Here is a 17189-nt window from a genome sequence, read left to right as displayed (position 1 = left end):
GCCCATTGGAATACAGGATTCAAGCCGCTTAAGGTTTTTTATTATTTCCACTGTCTACTTGACAGGGAGCTGTTCATCTTTTTTCAAAATGGATTCCTTTTGTCTTTTATCAAATAAGGATTTGTAAAGCATTTCTGATTAAACTTCATTCTAAATCTACACTAAATGCTTAAGTTGATGGGCATGGCATCACATATCCATCAACTTAAGCATTTACCACCAATACGGAAATTTTGTGCATTTTGCTCTTTTTATTGCTTTAGGTTCACTAGTCCTTTTATCTTGATGGACATAGAGCACGGCTCCCTACTATCACTTTCTTACCTTGTAAATATATGTTAAATACTATAAAATTTAATAGCATTTATATTTTTCAGAAAAATCAAAACAAAATATAAACTTTATTGTATAATGTTGTAAAAAGATGTCGGAGGGATTTAATGTTAAATAAAATATCTCAATTCACAATAAAACTTTCATCAATTCTTTTATCACTCTTACTATTACTAAATTTACCTTATTTATTTATCACTCAACAGGGATTCACTTTTCAACCAATTCATTTTTTTAATCAGATCGTTACTATGTTAAAACAGGTTTTCTCACCTGAATCATTAGTAGTTATAGGATCAGACCCGAAATTTGGTAGTTTCAAAAAGACACCATTATTTCCAACTGTTTTAGAACCTTACCTATATTCATTTACTGTATTATTTATAGCCTTTTTTCTTGCGCTCTTTCTATCATCTAGTATGGCATTTTTTTATTTTTTAGCAAAAAATTATATAAAAAAATGGATAAACCGAATTGTGTTCATATTAGAAGCTGTCCCTGATATGATGATGATGATTTGTTTGCAAATATTTTTCATATGGGTACTTCAGAAATTCGGAGAATCTCCTGTCACCATTATTTCTTTTAATGAAAATCGAGCTTATTTACTCCCTATTGTATCTTTAGCGGTCTTACCTACATTACAAATGTTTCGGATGATGGTGTTATACATAAAAGAAGAACATGGAAAACATTACGTAGAGGTGGCATATGGAAAAGGCCTTTCATCAAGTTATATACTATGCATTCATTTATTCAAAAATATATCTATCCACTTCTTCCACCATTTAAAAACGATTTTTGTTTTCTTACTTTCTAACTTATTCATTTTAGAATTTGTTTTTAATATGGAAGGCATTATTCAATTTTTATTTAAGAAGGCGTTTATTTCACCTCCAGCTGCATTTATCATACTTGTTATGATCATTTTACCATTTTATACTATTTTTCAAATAACCTCATTCATGATGAATAGATGGAAAAAGCAATTGAAAGGAGCAGCATTATGAAATCTATTTGGAAATCAAAACGCTTTTTAATTGGCTTTACTTATCTATTCATACTTGTTTCAGCTAGTTTTATTTATAGTTGGTTCTTTAAAGATAACATCCCAAAACCTCCTCAGTTACTTTACAATGACAATAACGAATTACTTGGAAAGGCCCCCTTTCCACCATCGTTAATGCCGCCTTTTGGAACTGATCGTTTTGGAGAGTCTGTTTTCTTACAAATTGTAGAAGGAGCAAAATTCACCATTTTATTAGCCGTGGCAATTAGCTTCTTTCGAATTTTATGCGGAACATGTATAGGAATCCTCTTAAGTTTATATGCTCCAAAATTCAAGAGATTTTTCCAGACATGCTCAGAAGTTTTTTATTATATTCCAACTCTATTTATCGCATTTATACTCATCACGCCCGTTAATATTGTAATTACATCAAATGCTGATAGATTAGACCCAAATATTTCATTTACGTTTTATCAAGTACTCGTACTTATTTTCGTCGCTCTGCCTACACTTTCTTTATATATATCCTCAGAGGTTGATGAATTTATGAAACAAGATTACATTTTAAGTTCACAATTACTGGGTGCTAGCCGTTTTCATATTATAAAAAAACACTTACGAGTCTTATTACTTGACCGCTTATTTGTGTTATTCATGGAACATATCGTCCAAACACTCATACTCGTTATCCATTTAGCGTTGCTTGACATTGTAATTGGCGGGATACAAATGCGGGAACTCTATGACGGAGTGCTCAAACCTGTTTCTCTATCTAATGATTGGGCAGGCCTTATTGGATTAAATCGTTATGAAATGAATCTTTCATGGTGGATTATTTTTTATACTCTCGTTTCATTCTTTATTACGATTCTTTTTATTAAGCTTATGACAATCGGGATTCAAGATGCACTGAAAGCAAGAGATTCGCAAGTTGTAGCAATTCAAACCATTCCAGATCATAAAAAATTTGTTAAACATAAAGATTCTTTTTCGTTTGCAAATAAAGTGAACCTTTAATCATTCCCCATTAATCTGCATTGCTATTAGTGGAATATAAAGAAGATGATCCCTGTTGAATACAGGGATCATCTTCTGCATGCCGTCTAACTTTTTTACATATCCTTTGCTAGACTCATGCTTTTTATATTTAAAGTGAATTATTTGCAATCACAATTATGCTGTTTAAAATCGATTACCATACGTCCTTGAATTCTACCTTGTTCCATTTCTTCGAATACATTTTGTACTTTATCTAGAGAACACGTTTGAACAACTGGCACTACTTTCCCTTCTGCGCCGAACAAAAATGCCTCCTCTAGGTCCTTACGAGTACCAACTAGAGAACCTACTACTTCAATTCCGTCGAGTACAAGTCGTGGAATATTTAAATCCATAGTTTCTACTGGTAAACCTACCGCAACGACTTTACCACAAGCACGTACTGCATCAACCGCTGAGTTGAAGGCTACTTTAGAAACAGCTGTTACTACAGCAGCATAAGCTCCACCAAATGTCTCTTGTACAATCTTATCAGCAGGACCTTGCGTAATTGGATTGATAGTCATATCCGCACCAACTTCTTTTGCTAAGGCTAATTTGTCGTCATTGATATCTACTGCAATTACCTTTGCACCAAATACATTTTTAGCGTATTGGATAGCTAGGTTACCTAATCCACCACAACCATAGATGACAATAGGTTGACCAGGTTTAATGTCCGATACTTTTATAGCTTTATATGTAGTTACACCCGCACATGTGATTGATGATGCTTGAGCAGGATCTAGTCCTTCTGGTACTTTCACCGCATAATCAGCTGTAACAATACATTGTTCAGCCATACCACCATCTACTGAATAACCAGCATTTTTCACTTCACGGCAGAATGTTTCTCTACCAGTTACGCAATATTCACAACGGCCACAAGATTGGAACATCCATGCAATACTTACACGGTCACCAACCTTTAGTGAAGTAACATCATCAGCAATTTTCGTAACAATACCTACACCCTCATGACCTAGGATACGGCCATCTGTATTACCAAAATCGTGATTTGCAACGTGTAAATCAGTATGGCAAACTCCGCAATACTCTACATCTACTAACGCTTCGCCTGAGCGTAACGGACGTAATTCTTTTTCAATAACTTCGACGTTTGCTCTGCTGTTTTTATTAACCACTACTGCTTTCATATGTGATCTCCCCTTTAGTGTTTTAGAATTTTAATGAGTTCTTCTCACAACTTCTGTCTTCACTGTTTTGGCCAACTATCGCACCAAATTTAAGTGTTCAATCATCATTACATGTTCATCATAACATGTAATTTTATAAGTCCATTGTAAAATATTGAACAATATTTGAATTATTATCCAAAATGTATTTTGATGTATGAGGCTATTTTTTGCTTTTGTATGCGAAATATATAGGTGTAACAAAATGAATGTTTTTAAATATAAGAAATTACGAATATTAATTAGTGACCTTTTTCTATGAGGGAATTTAAAAAACGTAGATCTAGAGGATATATCAACAGACAATTGACCAATATAAAAAGCTCTTCATTTGAAGAGCTTTTTATATTCGCTTCATCGAAATTGTTTCACGAATGCTTTGTAAATTTTGTAGTGTTTCATCTTGGCGCTGTAACGACAATCCCACATACAAAGTACCTAATAAACTTAGTTGTGCTAATCGCGATGAACTTGCTTCCGTATGAAATTCTGTCTCACGAGTCGAAGTATATAGTGTTATGTCAGCAAGTTGACTTAACGCTGATTTCTGATAGCTCGTAATTGCAATATACACACAGCCTGCTCTAGTGCCGTTTCATTTAACAAATGTAATGTATCCTGCAGTCCTGTAATATGCGAATGAAAAACTTTTTTAGCGACAGTTACCATACTATCTTCTGCAGACACTTCTTCATGAATATTTTGCATTGGTGTATGTACAATCTCACGAGCTAATGTAATTTTCAGGTCTTGAAAACCTAGGTGTTTGCATAAGCGGAATATCGTTGCATCAGAACTATTCGTAACTTCCGCTAACTCCGTAATCGATTTATGTACAACATCTTGTGAATGTTTCAAAATATGTTCGGCAATACTTCGTAATTTCGGCGATAAACCATTTAACGAAGCCTGAATCTCTCCAATCCCACCTTTTGTACCAGGCATATCGTATCTTCCCCTTCCATAGTAGCTATATCTCGTATTAACGGGCAGTAAGACTCCCTCCTCAAAATCCGATGAATGCAAGGGAGTTGGATGGGAGTCGGGCTGCCCATAGAAACCCGATTGGTGCGGGCTAATAATCGAAAGAAGAAACACCTTTATTTAGCGCATCACTATACATTTTATTTGCGCTTATGTATTCTACCGTAACATATGACACAATTATTCATACTTATTTCTAGTTTTCCCCATGCTTTACTGCGTATAATGCAGCTTGTGTACGATCATCTACTTCTAATTTAGCCAATACGTTAGAAACGTGTGTTTTCACAGTTTGTTCTGTAATATGAAGCTCTGCTGCAATCTCCTTATTGCTTCTTCCTTTCGCAATTTCACGAAGTACTTCTTGCTCCCTTTTCGTTAACATAGAAAAAGGATTCTCTTTTTCTTTCTTGACTGCTAATCGTCCTAATAGTGCTGGTGTTACTTTCGGGTGAAAATTTGCATTTCCTTGATATACCGCAACAATTGACGCAACAAGTTGATCTGGCTGCACTTCTTTTAATTGATAACCATCTGCCCCAGCTTCGAGTGCTGGTAAAACGTAATCTTGTTCTGAAAAACTACTGAGCATAAGTATCTTTATCGTCTCATCATATTGTTTTATACGTTTTGTCGCTTCAATACCATCCATTTTCGGCATTGATAAATCCATTAATACTACATCTGGTCTTTCTGTTTGGACGAATGTTAATGCTTCTTCACCATTTTCTGCTTCCCCAATAATTTCAAATTCTTCTCTCGTCTTCAAAAAGAATACAAGTCCCCTTCGAACGATATGATGATCTTCTACAAGTAGTAATTTAATTTTCATAGACGTTCTCCCTTTCAAACCGGTAATTGAATTTCTATTTTCGTTCCCTTTTCTGGTTCTGCTTTTATTCGAAAAATCCCCCTCATTAATTCAATTCGTTCTTTCATACTTTTCAAACCTAGTGCGGACTCTCTTACTTGTTCCTGTATAAATCCTATTCCGTTATCTTCTATGTAAAAGTGCAGCTTATTATCTTCAATCCTTAAATGAACACATACTTTTTCACACGAAGCATGCTTTTTACAATTATGTAATGCCTCTTGGCTTATACGCCATAAAACTTCTTCTATTTCATCTTCAATTAAAACCATTCCATCAATTCGAACTTCCACTTGAATCCCTAACAGTTTTCCATAATTTTGTATCGCTTCTGCTAAACCTTTTTCTAATCCTTCAGGTCTTAATTGCCAAATTAATAGCGTCATCTCTTGTAATGCTTCTTGCGATAATTCCCCAATATAACTTAACATCTCTTGCAAATCTCTATCTTGCGTCATACTCAGAGTACCTTTCGCTGTTAGCATAATAGAAAATAACAATTGTTTAACTGAATCATGTAAATCACGAGCCAATCGATTCCTTTCAGCTACAACTACATATTTACGTTCTTTCTCCACTAATTGAATACGTTGTATTGTCGTTCCAATTTGAAATGCAATCGATTCTAATAACGCTAACTCTTCCTCAGAAAAATGTGTTTTATGGGGCGAGGCCACATTTAATAGACCAAATCTCTCTGATCCGGACCTAAGTGGAATTGTCGCATGATGTGTAACATCTTCTGTTTCACCCCAATTACATTCAATCGCATCTTCTATTCGCTTACATTCAATAATATTTGTCGCTTTTTCTAATCTGCCATTCACAAAACGCTCTACACACCAACAGTCTCCTTCACACATCGGCTTCTTCTTTTGCCACGTAAGGGCTGGTGGTAAGTTTTCGTCTACAAGCATACGGTGCTTTCCACTTTCATCAATAAAGAATATCCACCCTGTTTGTAAATTCATAACTTGTAACAATGTATGTAAAACTTTTTCTAACATGTCCTGTAAATTCGTTGCTTCATTTAGCAATTCCGCAATTTCTTTTAATGCTTCTAAACGATGTATCTCTTTTTCTTCAAAGTTCATTCTCATCACCAACTATCATTATAACATTAAGAAATTTCTAAATTCTATAAATAAAAAAGAACTGAATTTCTTCAGCTCTTTTTTATTTATCAATCATTTTTTTATTTTCTCTTTAAATTTTGGCAGCGTAATTCTTAAACTGAACTACGCCAAGTAATGAAGTTACTTTTTAAGCCCTCTAAAACTCATCTACATCTACAAATCCGAATTCAAAATGTAAAGCTTTATTTAATTGTCTGACAAAGATTGTTCCCCACGGATATGCTGCAAACTTTCAGTAGTAACGAACATATTCGCTGCTGGCATTTGCACTTGATGTTTATGGAACATAGCCATTAATGCAAATCTTACTTGTCTAGAAGTTTCAAAATAATCTTCTGGTTTAATTAAACCTGTAATACAAAATTCATATCCAACATATTTAAGGTTAGGATTTAAGTCTGTAACACCAACATATTTAAATGGTTCAACAGCCTCATCCTCTACTTTATACAGACTTTGTTCCAAATTTTCATTGCATATAACACATACGTCTTCTAACAATTCCTTAACTCTTGTAGGATCTTCCTGATAACTTACCGTGATGCGTTCAATTACTCGCATCCATCCTTTATTAAAATTTTGTATCGTTCTAATCTCTCCATGTGGTATGGTAAGTAGTTTTCCTGACCATTCACGTATTTGCATAAAACGAATACTAATTTCCTCAATAGTTCCCGAATTTGTTCCGTTAAAAGTAACAAAATCGCCAACACGAAACTCTTTGTCCGCTAATCTCGCAAAGCCTAATATGACATCTTTTAGCATTTGTTGCGCAGCAAAACCAATGACAACTCCCGCTATCCCTGCACCTGCAATAATGCTTTTTATATCTACAAACTGACTAATTAAATAAATGATTAGACTGATGATAATGATATATCTAAAAATAGATCGAATGACACTTTGAATCGTCTGTTCTACCTCTTCATCAAAAAAGCTGGACTTTCTAAAAAACCAATCAATAATGCGATTTATTACAAACGAAATGATGATAAGAACTAAAGCAAATAGTAAAAACCTTAATAGTAAAAACTCCCTTACATAATTAAAAAACTCCTCAGTATACGCTAATACACTCATCTATCCACTTCCTTATTTTTTAAAAATTTCATGCAGAGCTGATTTATTGTAATTACTTATTGATTATCTCAAAATTTGCTTTCGCAACTTTTTCCCCTGATCTTTCATTTTACTTTCTTAACTATGTATTTGTATCCCTAGTTCATCTCCAACAATATAACCCTTTCATCAATCTTTCAACTTCAGATGTCCTTTTCTATTTACTATAAATATACCCTTTTTAATAATCTAAAGGGAGATTACAATAGAAATTTTTATAAGCAACTTTGTAATTCTCACCTCGTTCAAAGGAATACATTCACATAACACCGAATAGTTCATTTGATACTTTTTTCATGGAGGTTACAATTAATGGGATATATCGAAGAACTAAGAGCAATTGTTGGATCAAGACCACTCAATTTAGCAGGAATTGCTGTAGCTGTTTTAAATGACCAAGGACAAATATTACTACAACAAAGACGAAATGGCATGTGGGGTGTTCCTGGAGGGTTTGTGGAACTCGGTGAATCCACAGAAGAAGCTGGAAGACGAGAAGTGCTTGAAGAAACAGGTATTGAAATTGGTTTACTTCAGTTAGTAAGTGTATTTTCAGGTAAAGAGTTTTTTGTGAAATTAGCGAACGGAGATGAATTTTATCCTATAACAATCGCTTACCTTTGCAAAGACATTACAGGTGGCTTGTTAAAAGCAGACGGAGTTGAATCATTACATGTACAATTTTTCGATTTAAATGGGCTACCAGAAAAGATTAGTCCGTTCATTAAAAAGTTAATTCAACAACAATTCGTTTCTATTTAAATGTAAAAAAAGAGACCTTTTTGAAGGCCTCTTTTTCACTTCACTTCTGCATTTAAACAAGATTTAAAATGTCCAAGTGCATATTCATGTCCTTGCGCATTAAAAGATGCAACTGCCTTTTCATAAACGACAATTTTAAATCCTTTATTATAAGCATCTACTGCTGTATGAAGAACACAAATATCAGTACATACCCCTACAAGATGAACTTCTTCTATTCCTCTTTCTCTTAGTTTCATCTCTAGATCCGTTCCCGCAAATGCACTGTATCGCGTTTTGTCCATGTAATATACATTCTTATCATTTTTATATTTTTCGTATACATTTTGTAATTCACCAAACAAGTTTCTTCCATTTGTACCTGCTATATTATGAGGTAGAAACAAATTGGCTTCTGGATGATGTACATCATTTTCTTCATGTTTATCGATTGCAAACACTACGTAATCTCCATTTTCAATATATTGCTTCGTTATATGTACAAGTTCTTTCTCAATTTCTTGACCTGGCTTCCCGCAAGTTAAAGCACCTTTTTCAGCTACAAAATCATATGTATAGTCGATATTAATAAGAGCTCGTTTCATTACTACTATCTCTCCTTCTTCTGTTTCACAGTAAACAATAGAAAATTTGTTATTACGACATCGTATGTACTATTCGACATTTCAAATGAAATCCCTACATTTCCAACTCAATACTTACCTTAATCCGAGTTTATCATAAAGTGAAACTTTAATCAGAGGGGGGTGTCCATCCCCCTCTGATTATTAGCCTTCACCAATCGGGCTTTTACGGGCAGTTGATCTCCCACCTAACTTCCTCGCATGCGCCGAATTTTTAGGTGGGGTTCTTACTGCCCGTTAAAGCGGGATAAAATCGGTACACAATGACAAAACATACAGTTCCAATTAATAAATCATGAATTTGATAATTGAGCGTTACTTCAATTGCCTCTTGTAAGGTAAACCAAATTATCGACATCATTATCACAAGTAAGAAAATACGAATACATCGCTTCAAATTTTCAATCCCTTTCTCTTACATAGCAAAGAATAACTTCTTCCTATTCATTCGTATTAGAAAGCGAAACAGATTATTCTCTATTACATCATTCGATCCATACAAAAAAGCACACTACTTTTTTGAGTAATGTACCTTTTATTGCGCTTAAGACGCAGGCTTTGTTTCAAATGTCGCTTGATTAAAGCTAATGACTTTTCCTTTCGGGTCATTGTTTTCAAACTGAGCTGCGGTAATCGTATGACTACCTGTCTCAAGCATTTTTTCTTTTAATTGTACTGTTGTCTGTGTTGAACTAGTTACTTGATGTTTATCTGCAAATATTTGATCTACAAATACGAATGTATCTTTATCGTTTTGAAAATTAGAAAGTTCTAACTCGACTTGCTGAATTAAAGTATCTTTTTTGATAAATACAGTCGGTATATTGCCATTTTCAGAAGTACCATCTGGTGTAATGACTTTTACTTTCCCTTCTCCAACTGGTATTGCCCTTTCAGGAAATACAACCATATTCTCATCACTTGCATTTACAACCTGTTCTTTCTGATTAGGCTGTGCGTCCTCTTTTTCCTTTGGAGTACCACAACCTACTAATAACAATACAGACAGTCCAGCGATTATGAATTTCTTCAAAATTCATCCCCCCTGTAATTTCATTATATTTTATTATATAAAAATAATTTTAATATTTTAAAACTACTTTTAACACTTTCATGAACAAATACTATCTTGCTCACGATTACTGTATCATACTTTCCTTAATAGAACATTAATTTTTTGTAAGCAATAAATAGAAATTCTTTCTTATTCATCATTTTAGCCCAAAATCACACCAAAATATCCCAAAAAATAAAAAGACATCGTTATTTCCAATGTCTTTTTTATCTATTATTTAATAAATGTTGTAATCTCATCTACTTCTTTTCTTGGAAGTTTCTTCGGTTTATCTTTCGGAAACCCGAGTGAAATAACCATATTTATTTGTTTTTCAGGCTCAATTTGTAAATATTGTCGCAGTTCATCCTGAGCTAATAATACAGGTCCTGTCATTGGACAAGTACCAAGTCCCTTCGCATGTGCAGCCAACATTAAGTTTTGTGCCGCTAAACAGCTACTCTTAATCCCTTCCTCTTCCCACACTGAATCAGGAACGAAGGCAATTGGATCAAATATCTTTTCACGAAACTTTGATTCATATGGCGTTGCCAAACATACGATTAATACTGGTGCCTCAGAGAAAGCTGTCGCATACGGTCCGAAAGAACGTGTAAGTAATTTCCCTGCTTTCCCTTCTCCATTTTCTGCTGCTTTTGCTGCAAGTTTATGTAATGCATCCCATGTCATTTGTTCAATTTCTTTAATTTTCTCTCGGTTCATAATAACCAAGAACTCCCACGTTTGTGAGTTCGTATCACTCGGTGCGTAACGAGCACAATCAATAATTTCTTTTATATCACTTATGGATACTTCTTGTTCCGTGAATTTTCTAACACTTCGTCTACCGTGAATTACTTCTTTAAAATCTTCATAATTCATACATAAAATCCCCTTTTTACAGCGTTTTCAAAACTTGTCCTACGGTTGAATTATATCATGAAAAAAAGCCGGAAGAATACCAGCTTTTTTCTTCAGTATTAATTTGTCACTTTAAACAAACTAATACTCTCTTCATATGCAGCTTGTAGTTTTTTCGTAATTGGTCCTCTTTCACCGTTTCCAAACTGCTCATCACCAATTTGAACAACCGGGAATATTTCGAGCGGTGTCGCTGTAAAGAAGCACTCATCAGATTCATATACTTCCTGTAATGAGAATTCTCGCTCTTCTACTTCAATATGTAAAGCTTTTGCTAATGTAATAACATAGTGACGAGTAATGCCGTGTAGAATAAAATTGTCAGTTGGATGGGTAATCAATGTATTATTTTTCACCATAAAGAAATTAGAGTGACACCCCTCAGTTACAATTCCCTCTCGTACTAATATCGCTTCTTGATACCCTTGCTCATTTATTTTATTTTTAATCATAATATTCGGTAGCAGGTTTAATGATTTTATATGACAAAACTTCCATCTGATGTCCTCTTCTACTGTTACTTTGATCCCCGCTTCCATTGAAGCAACTGGTCTTGGGAACGAAACAAGATTTGCAAAATATGTCGGCTGTAAATCTGCCTCATATACATGATTACGCGGTTGTGCGCCTCTTGATATTTGTAAATATACATTCCCATCTTCTTGAAATTGATTTTTTTCAATCATTTGATGTAACCCTTCCACTAATTCTTCCTTCGTAAATGGTGGAACTAGTTTAATTTCTTCCATTGATTTAAAAAATCGCTCCAAATGTAAATCTAATAAATGAGGCTTACCATCGTATAGTCTAAATACCTCATAAATACCATCACCAAATTGGAAGCCTCGCTCTTCTAATGCGACCATCGGCTGTTCTTCCTTCGTATTAATAATTCTCCCATTGAACAAAATCCAATCTTTATGAGTAGCCTTCATTCTTCCCCACTCCTTTATTACATGATTGGTTTTATTGTACAACTTATACCGTTCTGAAAGAAGGAATTTTCTGTATTTTCACAAATAAAAAGTACATCACTTCGTAAAAGTGATGTACTCTATCATTCATTTATTTAAGAAAATATTTTTCAATATCATCTAACATAAGGTTTGCAGCTTTAATGCCGCCTGCTGTATTCCAAATTACTTCATCTACTTGGAATACTTTATTATTTTTAGAAACCTGTAATTGCTTAAAGAGTGGATCTTCTGTCCATTCTTTCGCTAACGTATTTCCTTCATTATTCTTATCCGCATCTTTATCAGATGTGAAGTAGAATATGTAGTCCCCATCCATATTCGGAATTTGCTCTTTTGTAATTCCTTTTATCGCAAATTCATCTTTATCTTGTAGTGGTGGTCGCTTAAATCCAACATCATTTAAAACAGCACCTGAGAATGAGTTTTTCTGATAAATCCGGACATCACCTGGTACGAAGCGAATAATAGAAACTGTAGAATTCAATTTATCTCCTAGCTTCTCTTTCATTCCTTCAATACGTTTTTTATAATTTTCAAGAGCCTTTTGCCCTTCTTTTTCTTTATTTACAGCTTTTGTATAGAGTGTAAAGTTTTCCTTCCAATCCCCGCGCAATGTTTCAGCGTATACAGTTGGCGCTATTTCGTTCAATTGCTCATATATTTTTTCATGACGCATTTTATTCCCGATAATTAAATCCGGCTGAAGCTTCATAACTGCCTCTAAATTAATATCACGCTCAGTTCCTACAACTTTCGTATCTTTTAACTCTTTTGCTAAATGAGGATACCATTCATCGCCAGCACGTGGTTTTGTAGTTCCAACTGGTGTTACTCCAACAGCTAAAAGTGCCTCCGCACCCTCATTTGTTAAAACAACTACTTTTTTAGGTGTACCATTTACTGTTGTTTCACCCATTGCATGCTTTACAGTATACGAATCTTTTGCTTTAGCTGATGTATCATTTTCTTTTTTCTCTTCTTTGCTACACCCTGCGATTATTACCATAAGTATCATAATGCAGAACATAAATATTTTTTTACTATGTACCATATGTCCTCCCTAGATGAAATCGATTATCATTAACAATTAAAGGTTAATGTATATTACATACATTGTCAATGTATATCAGAAAACTTTTTTAATATATACAATTTAAATTTTATCCGCTATTCAAATGTTTATTTTTAAAATAAACTGTATAAGTATGAAAATAATAAACGTTCTTAAAATGCGTATCTACGTTATACATAAATACGCATTCATATTACATTATAAATTCATTTTCTAATATTGATTATATTTAATATATGATGGATCATTGTACACCCATTGATTTCCACCAAGGTTCAACCAACCGTTTTGATTAATATACACTAAATAAGATTCTGGATTATTTAATTTACGAATAACTGAAGAAGATGTTGATGGACCACTTCTTAAATTCACATTCGTTCCTTGTATATATGCGACACCAATTGCACTTCCATCACTATTGCTCGTCTTTACAAAATTAATGTACGAAGGGTCATTATACACCCATTGTCCATTTCCTAAGTCCAACCATCCATTACTTTCCTGATATACGACATACGACTCTGGAGAGTTTAGTTGACGAATAACTGAAGAGGACGTTGATGGACCACTTCTTAAATTCACATTTTCCCCAAGTATATAGGCGATCCCCTTTGTTTGTGGTGTTGGCTGAGGGTTTGGAGGTTGTGGATTTGGAGGATTGGGATTTGGAGCAACTCCAAAAATAGCTGCTATCCCATTTGCATACGCTTGACTTAAGTCTTCAATAAATTGTGGATTTTTCAATAAATTAGCATCAAACGTTGTATCAATAAAAGCAGTCTCAGTTAAAATTGCATCCATTGCAGTCTCTCTTAGTACCGCATAATTTGCTTTTTTGGCTCCTCGGTCACGAAGACCATATTTAGTTAATACAGGATTGACTGCTGCATGCATTTTTTGTTGCTTTTCATATGCAGAACTACTATTAGATAGCGCATTGTAAATATAACTTTCAAATCCAGTGCCACCGCCGCTATTAATGTGAAATGAGATAAAATAATCTGCACCAAATGAATTAGCAATATTAGCACGTTCTGATAAAGAGATGAATACATCGCTGTCACGTGTCATTTTAATATTGATTGGATAATTTGCAGATAAAATATCTCGTACACGTCTAGCAATTTGAAGTGTTAACTCTTTTTCCACTAACCCATTACCAACAGCACCAGAATCATATCCACCATGCCCTGCGTCTATAACAAGTTTCATATATCTTTTTCGTTCCTTTCGTTAAGGTAATAAGCTTACATTTCTACTCGTCCTATTTTATGTTAGTTGTACAAGTTCCGTTACAAATACAAATACAAAGAAAAAACCCCCTTATGTAAGGCGGCTTCTATCACTTTTCTTTAACCAATTTAAAATGAATATGTACGATTGATAGTGGATGTAACGTATACAAAACAAAATAAATATAAGAGCTATTCCAACACCGCTGTATAACAGTCCAAACTTTAAAAAGATGTTCAAAAGAGGTGAAAAATGAATTACGTTTTGTAATGCAAATAACATGCAAAACAAAATTACAAACACGGGTATATATTGTAATTCATATGGTCTTCTCTTCTTATACATTCTTTTTCGAATAAAAATCTGGCATAGTTCTGCTACAATAAAACAACCTCCAACTAATACAAGACCAGCAGTCATTGTCATACATTCACCTGCCCCATATTCATTTCATCAAGTGATCAATATTCACTATATTTTCTTTACATATATTCCATTTTCCTCAATAAAACCAGATCCCACTATGAAAGATTTAGCTTGTTCCGTAAACACCTCTTGCAATACTTTTATTTCATTCACATTTCTCTGTTTCATTATTTCTTCAAATGTAAAATACGTATTTGTCCCGTATCCATAACCTTGATAATCAAAATGAATAATTAACTGTGACAAAATAGCACTCTCTTCTTGGACACTATAATCTATTACACCAATATATGTATCATCAACTTTTACACAATACTGAACCTTTTTCATATCTAAGCTGTGTGAGTGAAACATTTCTTTTACAACGCTTTCATTTTCTGTATTTACTTTCTCAAACGTAATCATATGTTGTCCATCCTTTTACTATTATTATATCAATTATAATTACAATTTATGAAAAAAACCTTAAGGCCGAATACGACCTTAAGGTTTTTTTATTAAACTAAGCTATACGCACGCTTTGTTTCTTCGTGGAACTTATTCGTATCGTATTTATGCTCAACATAAATTTGATGCCATACCATAAACGCAAGTACAGTCCAAATTTTACGGCTATAATCGCCTTTATCTGCACAATGTGCTTCCAGTAAGTTTAATACATACTGTTTGTCGATTAAATGATCCGTTTTGCTTTCTTTAATAATATTTATAGCCCAATCGTGCATTTCATCTTTTAACCAGTGACGAATTGGTACTGGGAATCCAAGCTTTTTACGATCTAATACGTGATCCGGAACAATGCCACGTGCTGCTTCACGTAAAATAGCTTTCGTAGTTCCGTTAGCAATTTTAAATTCAGTCGGAATTTTAGATGCAACGTCAAATACTTCTTTATCTAAGAACGGTACACGAAGTTCTAATGAATTTGCCATCGTCATTTTATCAGCTTTTAATAAAATATCGCCGCGTAACCATGTGAACATGTCAATGTACTGCATTTTACTTACATCATCATAATCTTTAATTTCGTTATACAATGGTTTCGTGATATCCATATAGTTAACACTTTCATCGTAATACTTCATTAATTCAGCTTTCTCTTCTTCACGGAAGATTTTCGCATTTCCATAGTAACGCTCTTCAATTGGCGTACATCCACGCTCTAAGAAGCTTTTCCCTTTAAATCCTTCTTTAAGAGCACCACTTAATGCCTTTAGAACGCTCTTTCCTGGGCTAGGAATGTAAGAGAACATTTTTAAAGAGTTTGGCTCACGATAAATGTTATACCCACCAAATAGCTCGTCTGCACCTTCACCAGAAAGAACAACCGTTACATGTTTACGTGCTTCTTTCGCAACGAAATACAATGGTACAGCTGCTGGATCTGCTAAAGGATCATCCATATGCCAAATGATTTTTGGGAACTCATCCATAAACTCTTGCGCTGAAATGAATACGTTATGGTTTTTAACTCCTAATTTCTCAGCAGTTTCTTTCGCAACGTCAACTTCACTGAAACCGCGTTGCTCAAAACCAATAGAAAATGTTAAAAGATTTGGATTCATTTCTCTTGCGATAGAAGCAATAATAGATGAATCGATACCACCAGAAAGGAATGAACCTACTGGTACATCACTACGCATATGCACTTTTACAGAATCGTATAATACATCACGAATTGCTTGGATATGTTCCTCTTTCGTTGCGCTTGAAGCGTTGAAATAAGGATTCCAGTAGCGATGGATTTCCATCTCTTTACCGATTTCTTTTACGAAGTAATGACCAGGCTCAATTTTGTTAACATCAATTGTTAATGTTTCTGGCTCTGGACCATATTGGTACGTAAAGTAATGTTGTAGTGACGTTGGGTTTACCCCTTTGTCTTCCATTACATGCATAATACTTTTCTTCTCAGATGCGAAGAATGTAGTATCACCTTGTTGTGCGATGTATAAAGGTTTAATGCCGAAGTGGTCACGTGCACCGAAAAGTGTCTTTTCTTCACGATCCCAAATCATAAATGCGAACATACCACGAAGGTAGTCTACACATTTTTCTTTCATATGTGCATACAATGCAATGATAACTTCTGTATCAGATTGCGTTGCAAACGTTGCGCCTTTTTCAAGTAACATTTCACGTAATTCTACATAGTTGTAAATTTCACCATTAAAAATAATTACATATCGATCATTTTCATAAGTTAGCGGCTGATGTCCTGCCTCTAAGTCAATGATACTTAAACGGCGGAAGCCAAATTGTACATGTTCATCACGAAAATATCCTTCGTCATCTGGACCGCGGTGGAAAATCATCGTGTTCATATTTTCAAATTGATGTTTTTCTGTTTCTGAAAACTCTCTAGGGTTTTCACATAAACATCCTACAAAACCACACATACTTCTTACCCTCTTTCAGTTTTCATTCTGTCT

Annotated in this window: 17 protein-coding genes and 1 pseudogene; 3 read left to right on the top strand and 15 right to left on the bottom strand. The window is 34.2% G+C overall.

Going from position 1 to position 17189, the window contains the following annotated elements:
* The first annotated feature begins 440 nt into the window (after positions 1–440).
* Both JDS80_RS21545 and JDS80_RS21540 read left to right on the top strand, forming a co-directional pair.
* A complete protein-coding gene (locus tag JDS80_RS21545; protein ID WP_098889842.1) occupies positions 441–1343 on the top strand; it encodes an ABC transporter permease subunit in 903 nt (300 codons plus the stop codon).
* Positions 1340–2359 (top strand): ABC transporter permease, encoded by a 1020-nt coding sequence (locus JDS80_RS21540; RefSeq protein ID WP_142347548.1) that lies wholly within the window; start codon positions 1340–1342, stop codon positions 2357–2359. The genes JDS80_RS21545 and JDS80_RS21540 overlap by 4 nt, the downstream gene beginning before the upstream one ends.
* A 140-nt stretch (positions 2360–2499) precedes the next feature.
* Here JDS80_RS21540 and adhP read toward each other — a convergent pair whose 3' ends face one another.
* The 5 genes and pseudogenes from adhP to JDS80_RS21515 all read right to left on the bottom strand — a co-directional run bounded on the left by adhP (position 2500) and on the right by JDS80_RS21515 (position 7647).
* Positions 2500–3537 carry an alcohol dehydrogenase AdhP gene (adhP, locus tag JDS80_RS21535; RefSeq protein ID WP_071745186.1) on the bottom strand — a complete coding sequence of 346 codons (1038 nt, stop codon included), beginning with the start codon at positions 3535–3537 and terminating at the stop codon, positions 2500–2502.
* Between the two features lie 382 nt (positions 3538–3919).
* Positions 3920–4521: pseudogene (locus tag JDS80_RS21530) on the bottom strand (MurR/RpiR family transcriptional regulator).
* A gap of 235 nt (positions 4522–4756) precedes the next feature.
* Complete coding sequence (locus JDS80_RS21525) at positions 4757–5392, bottom strand: response regulator (protein WP_098889840.1); 636 nt, start codon at positions 5390–5392, stop codon at positions 4757–4759.
* Between the two features lie 14 nt (positions 5393–5406).
* Complete coding sequence (locus JDS80_RS21520) at positions 5407–6525, bottom strand: GAF domain-containing sensor histidine kinase (RefSeq protein ID WP_098889839.1); 1119 nt, start codon at positions 6523–6525, stop codon at positions 5407–5409.
* A 228-nt stretch (positions 6526–6753) separates the two neighbouring features.
* Complete coding sequence (locus JDS80_RS21515; RefSeq protein WP_098889838.1) at positions 6754–7647, bottom strand: mechanosensitive ion channel family protein; 894 nt, start codon at positions 7645–7647, stop codon at positions 6754–6756.
* A gap of 351 nt (positions 7648–7998) precedes the next feature.
* Here JDS80_RS21515 and JDS80_RS21510 point away from each other — a divergent pair, with 351 nt between their 5' ends.
* Entirely contained in the window at positions 7999–8448 is a 450-nt protein-coding gene (locus JDS80_RS21510; RefSeq protein ID WP_098889837.1) for an NUDIX hydrolase, read from the top strand.
* Positions 8449–8483: 35 nt separating this feature from the next.
* Here JDS80_RS21510 and JDS80_RS21505 read toward each other — a convergent pair whose 3' ends face one another.
* From JDS80_RS21505 to asnB, 10 genes are all read right to left on the bottom strand, one after another.
* On the bottom strand, positions 8484–9032 hold the full coding sequence (locus JDS80_RS21505) for a cysteine hydrolase family protein (RefSeq protein ID WP_098889836.1): 549 nt from the start codon (positions 9030–9032) through the stop codon (positions 8484–8486).
* Positions 9033–9285: 253 nt separating this feature from the next.
* On the bottom strand, positions 9286–9477 hold the full coding sequence (locus JDS80_RS21500; RefSeq protein ID WP_256869799.1) for a hypothetical protein: 192 nt from the start codon (positions 9475–9477) through the stop codon (positions 9286–9288).
* 138 nt (positions 9478–9615) lie between these two features.
* The gene (locus JDS80_RS21495) at positions 9616–10104 is read right to left on the bottom strand and encodes a putative periplasmic lipoprotein (protein WP_098889835.1); all 489 of its coding nucleotides are present in this window, start codon (positions 10102–10104) and stop codon (positions 9616–9618) included.
* A 255-nt stretch (positions 10105–10359) separates the two neighbouring features.
* The gene (locus JDS80_RS21490; RefSeq protein WP_098889834.1) at positions 10360–11007 is read right to left on the bottom strand and encodes a nitroreductase family protein; all 648 of its coding nucleotides are present in this window, start codon (positions 11005–11007) and stop codon (positions 10360–10362) included.
* 98 nt (positions 11008–11105) lie between these two features.
* Positions 11106–11981: a D-amino-acid transaminase gene (dat, locus tag JDS80_RS21485; RefSeq protein ID WP_071745195.1), complete on the bottom strand. Its 876-nt coding sequence runs from the start codon at positions 11979–11981 to the stop codon at positions 11106–11108.
* A 130-nt stretch (positions 11982–12111) separates the two neighbouring features.
* On the bottom strand, positions 12112–13074 hold the full coding sequence (locus JDS80_RS21480; RefSeq protein ID WP_098889833.1) for an ABC transporter substrate-binding protein: 963 nt from the start codon (positions 13072–13074) through the stop codon (positions 12112–12114).
* A gap of 234 nt (positions 13075–13308) precedes the next feature.
* Positions 13309–14310, bottom strand: coding sequence for an N-acetylmuramoyl-L-alanine amidase (locus JDS80_RS21475; RefSeq protein WP_002141633.1), 1002 nt, complete (start codon positions 14308–14310; stop codon positions 13309–13311).
* A gap of 111 nt (positions 14311–14421) precedes the next feature.
* Positions 14422–14757, bottom strand: coding sequence for a hypothetical protein (locus JDS80_RS21470; RefSeq protein ID WP_083596020.1), 336 nt, complete (start codon positions 14755–14757; stop codon positions 14422–14424).
* Positions 14758–14802: 45 nt separating this feature from the next.
* On the bottom strand, positions 14803–15162 hold the full coding sequence (locus JDS80_RS21465; protein WP_000627497.1) for a GNAT family N-acetyltransferase: 360 nt from the start codon (positions 15160–15162) through the stop codon (positions 14803–14805).
* 92 nt (positions 15163–15254) lie between these two features.
* Positions 15255–17156, bottom strand: coding sequence for an asparagine synthase (glutamine-hydrolyzing) (gene asnB, locus JDS80_RS21460; protein ID WP_000333827.1), 1902 nt, complete (start codon positions 17154–17156; stop codon positions 15255–15257).
* Positions 17157–17189: the final 33 nt, after the last annotated feature.

Source organism: Bacillus cereus group sp. N8 (genome assembly GCF_016483685.1).
Classification (GTDB): domain Bacteria; phylum Bacillota; class Bacilli; order Bacillales; family Bacillaceae_G; genus Bacillus_A; species Bacillus_A proteolyticus.
Note: the sequence above shows the minus strand (reverse complement) of the source record. Positions and strands in the feature narration are given on the sequence as shown.

What these genes read in the sequence shown, in the direction of transcription:
- JDS80_RS21470 (WP_083596020.1), bottom strand. Translation starts at nt 14,757, where the DNA reads ATGACAATGACTGCTGGTCTTGTATTAGTTGGAGGTTGTTTTATTGTA.
- dat (WP_071745195.1), bottom strand. Translation starts at nt 11,981, where the DNA reads ATGAAGGCTACTCATAAAGATTGGATTTTGTTCAATGGGAGAATTATT.
- JDS80_RS21510 (WP_098889837.1), top strand. Translation starts at nt 7,999, where the DNA reads ATGGGATATATCGAAGAACTAAGAGCAATTGTTGGATCAAGACCACTC.
- JDS80_RS21515 (WP_098889838.1), bottom strand. Translation starts at nt 7,647, where the DNA reads ATGAGTGTATTAGCGTATACTGAGGAGTTTTTTAATTATGTAAGGGAG.
- JDS80_RS21490 (WP_098889834.1), bottom strand. Translation starts at nt 11,007, where the DNA reads ATGAATTATGAAGATTTTAAAGAAGTAATTCACGGTAGACGAAGTGTT.
- JDS80_RS21540 (WP_142347548.1), top strand. Translation starts at nt 1,340, where the DNA reads ATGAAATCTATTTGGAAATCAAAACGCTTTTTAATTGGCTTTACTTAT.
- JDS80_RS21525 (WP_098889840.1), bottom strand. Translation starts at nt 5,392, where the DNA reads ATGAAAATTAAATTACTACTTGTAGAAGATCATCATATCGTTCGAAGG.
- JDS80_RS21545 (WP_098889842.1), top strand. Translation starts at nt 441, where the DNA reads ATGTTAAATAAAATATCTCAATTCACAATAAAACTTTCATCAATTCTT.
- JDS80_RS21505 (WP_098889836.1), bottom strand. Translation starts at nt 9,032, where the DNA reads ATGAAACGAGCTCTTATTAATATCGACTATACATATGATTTTGTAGCT.
- JDS80_RS21480 (WP_098889833.1), bottom strand. Translation starts at nt 13,074, where the DNA reads ATGGTACATAGTAAAAAAATATTTATGTTCTGCATTATGATACTTATG.
- asnB (WP_000333827.1), bottom strand. Translation starts at nt 17,156, where the DNA reads ATGTGTGGTTTTGTAGGATGTTTATGTGAAAACCCTAGAGAGTTTTCA.
- JDS80_RS21475 (WP_002141633.1), bottom strand. Translation starts at nt 14,310, where the DNA reads ATGAAACTTGTTATAGACGCAGGGCATGGTGGATATGATTCTGGTGCT.
- JDS80_RS21465 (WP_000627497.1), bottom strand. Translation starts at nt 15,162, where the DNA reads ATGATTACGTTTGAGAAAGTAAATACAGAAAATGAAAGCGTTGTAAAA.
- adhP (WP_071745186.1), bottom strand. Translation starts at nt 3,537, where the DNA reads ATGAAAGCAGTAGTGGTTAATAAAAACAGCAGAGCAAACGTCGAAGTT.
- JDS80_RS21520 (WP_098889839.1), bottom strand. Translation starts at nt 6,525, where the DNA reads ATGAACTTTGAAGAAAAAGAGATACATCGTTTAGAAGCATTAAAAGAA.